The organism is Sulfurihydrogenibium sp., assembly GCF_027448985.1.
GTDB lineage: Bacteria > Aquificota > Aquificia > Aquificales > Hydrogenothermaceae > Sulfurihydrogenibium.
Window position 1 is genome coordinate 1 of the sequence record NZ_DAIDMN010000106.1, and the last position, 3,423, is coordinate 3,423.

Genomic DNA, 3,423 nt, shown 5'->3' on the forward strand with positions numbered 1-3,423 from the left:
GATAGTTGCAAAAGAATTACTTGAGAACTTTAAAGAGAAAACCGGATTAGATGGTAAGATTTTAAAAGAATTAAAAGGGAAAGAACTAGAATTTAAAGAGTATTATCATCCATTTATAGACAGGGTTTCTAAAATTTATCTATCTGAATTTGTAGAACTTACAGCAGGTACAGGGCTTGTTCATATGGCACCTGGACATGGTCAAGAAGACTACATAGTAGGTCAAAGGTACGGTGTAGAACCTTTTGCTCCTGTTGATGATGAAGGGAGATTTACTAAAGAAGCTCCTCAATGGCTTGTTGGTGTAAGGGTTTTTGATGCAAACGATATAATAGTAGAAAAACTACAAGAGATAGGAGCACTTATTTACAAAGAGACAATATCTCACTCATACCCTCACTGTTGGAGATGTAAAAATCCTGTTATATTCAGAGCTACACCTCAGTGGTTTATATCGATGGATGCAATATTGGAAGGTGGAAACACACTAAGAGGAGAGGCTTTAAAAGAGATTGAAAGGGTTAAATGGATTCCATCTTACGGACAAAATAGAATAAAAAGCATGGTAGAAAACAGACCAGATTGGTGTATCTCAAGACAGAGAAGCTGGGGTGTTCCTATAACAGTTTTTTACTGTCAAGATTGTGGAGAAATCGTAAAAGATGTAAATGTTTTTGAACATATAGCAAATCTTGTTAGAAACAATGAATACGGAGCTGATGTTTGGTTTGAAAAGGAAGCAAAAGAATTACTTCCTGAAGGCTATAAGTGTGAAAAGTGTGGAAGTACAAACTTTAAAAAAGAAGAAGATATTCTTGATGTATGGTTTGATTCAGGAGTATCTCATGCAGCAGTTTTAAAGTACGGAGAGTGGAAAGAATTAAGATGGCCTGCTGATATGTACCTTGAAGGTTCAGACCAACATCGAGGATGGTTTCAATCATCTTTACTTGAATCTGTGGCATCCTATGGAAGAGCTCCTTACGATGCTGTTTTGACACACGGTTTTACCCTTGATGAAAAAGGTAGAAAAATGTCTAAATCTGCTGGTAATGTGGTTGCTCCGGAAAAAGTTATAAACGAATACGGAGCGGATATTTTAAGACTTTGGGTTGTGACAGAAGACTACACAGAAGATATAAAAATCGGGTTTAACCTTATAAAGAGAATTGCTGAAGATTATAGGAAGATAAGAAACACCTTTAGATTCTTTTTAGGAAACCTTTACGACTTTAACCCTTCGGAAGATAAAATTGATTATAAAGATATGCTTGAACTTGATAAGTGGATACTTTCTAAACTTCAAAGAATTATAGAAATAGCTGATAAATCTTACGAAGAAGGAAAATTCCATAAAATCTACCATACCGTTAAAAACTTCTTTATAGTAGATCTTTCTGCTATTTACCTTGATATTTTAAAAGACAGACTCTACGTTTATGCTCCAAAAAGTTTAGAAAGAAGGTCAGCTCAAACTACACTTTGGTATCTTCTTACTTCTTTAAACAAAATTCTTGCTCCTATAATATCCTTTACTGCTGAAGAAGTTTGGCAGTATGTAAGAAAAATAAACCCTTCTTTAAAAGAAAGTGTCCATCTTGAACTACTTCCAAAAGTAGAAGAGGTTTTTATAAATAATGATTTGGAAAGCATATATGATAAACTTCTGGAAATAAGAGATGATGTTTTAAAAGGACTAGAAGAGGCAAGAAAGAAAGATTTAGTGAGACATCCTTACGAAGCAAGAGTGATTTTAAGTCTTCCACAAGAGTATAAGAGATTAATTGAGGAGAGAATAGACTGGATTAAGTTTTTCTTTACCGTTAGTCAGTTGGAATTATCAGAAAATCCGGAAGGTGATGTAGTTTTAGAAGGTGAGTCGGTTAAAGGTTCAAAAGTTGCCATTACAAAGGCAAAAGGTGAAAAGTGTCCAAGATGTTGGATTTACGACGAATCAGTTGGTAAAAATGGACAAAAAGTATGTGATAGATGTAAATCACAGCTTGAAATTATGAATATTAACATGGAGGAGATAGTATGAAAAAATCAGATATCGTTAAAATTTTAAAAGGAAAATATAAAAATATAGAGGCGGAAGATATCAAAAAAATAGTTGATGCAATCTTTGATAAGATGATAGAAGGACTTGTGTCAGGTGAAAAGATAGAAATTAGAAAAATCGGTACTTTTAAAGTTTTAAAGAGAAAAAAACCTCTTAAAGGTAAAAAGAGAGTTAGTTATTCAAAAACGGTTCACTTTAAGCCCGGAAAAGTTCTAAAAAGAGCCTTTAAGAACATGACAGGAGAACCTGATGAATCTTAAAAACGACTTATTTTTAAGAGCATGTAGAAAAGAGTTTATAGAAAGAACACCTGTTTGGCTTATGCGTCAAGCAGGAAGGTATATGAAAGAGTACAGAGAGTTAAGAGAAAAAGCCGGAAGTTTCAAGAATTTTTATAAAAATGTTGACCTTTCGGTAAAAGCGTCAATCTTACCTAAACAAATTCTTGATATTGATGCAATTATAATTTTCTCAGATATACTCACACCTCTTGAATCTATTGGAATGAAATTTGAATTTAAAGAAGGGGAAGGACCGGTATTTGAAAATCCAATTAAATCAATAGATGATTTAAACAGATTAAAACCTTTTAATGTTCAAGATGTAAGTTATGTCGGAGAGATAATCAAGGGTGTGAACCAAACTTTAAGTCGTGAAATTCCGGTAATCGGCTTTGCAGGAGCACCTTTTACATTGGCAGCTTACATGATAGAAGGGAAAGGAAGTAGAGAGTTTAAAAAAACAAAAACATTTATGTATAATCATCCGGATACTTTCAAAGAACTTCTTGATAAGATATCTGATATGCTTATAGAATATCTAAATTTTCAGATACAATCCGGAGCTGATGCAGTTCAGATATTCGATAGCTGGGCAGGACATCTTTCACCAAAAGATTATAAAGAGTTTGCATTACCACCCATTATAAAAATAATTAAAAATCTAAAAAGAGATTATCAGCCTGTTATCCATTTCACAAAAGGAGTGTGTGGATTTATCGATTTTATATCAGAATCTGAAGCTGATGTTTACAGTGTAGATTGGATGATAGATATAAAAGATGCAAAATCAAAACTTTATCCAAAAGCAGCAGTCCAAGGTAATTTGGACCCTGTGGTTCTGTATGCGGAAAAAGAAGCTATAAAAAAAGAAGTGGAACATATTTTAAATTCTTGGGGAAAAGACTCTGGACATATATTCAACCTTGGACACGGACTTATGCCGGATATGGATGTTGAAAAAGTAAAGTACTTGGTAGATATTGTTAAAGATATATCCTCTAAGATAAGGAGCTGATTTTTATGATTAAAGAAAAGGAAGACTTAAAAGAAGTCTTTAGAAAAGACTTTTATAAATGGTTG

Annotated in this window: 3 protein-coding genes; all 3 read left to right on the top strand. The window is 33.3% G+C overall.

All coding sequences use genetic code 11. The features are described 5' to 3' along the window. Positions 1 to 2,041, top strand: a 2,041-nt coding sequence (gene ileS, locus NE054_RS07425) for an isoleucine--tRNA ligase (protein ID WP_297890259.1), incomplete at its 5' end; no start/stop codon positions are given. Next, positions 2,038 to 2,322: an HU family DNA-binding protein gene (locus NE054_RS07430; RefSeq protein WP_297890261.1), complete on the top strand. Its 285-nt coding sequence runs from the start codon at positions 2,038 to 2,040 to the stop codon at positions 2,320 to 2,322. The genes ileS and NE054_RS07430, both read left to right, overlap by 4 nt. Then, a complete protein-coding gene (hemE, locus tag NE054_RS07435; RefSeq protein WP_297890263.1) occupies positions 2,309 to 3,358 on the top strand; it encodes a uroporphyrinogen decarboxylase in 1,050 nt (349 codons plus the stop codon). The genes NE054_RS07430 and hemE overlap by 14 nt, the downstream gene beginning before the upstream one ends. Positions 3,359 to 3,423: the final 65 nt, after the last annotated feature.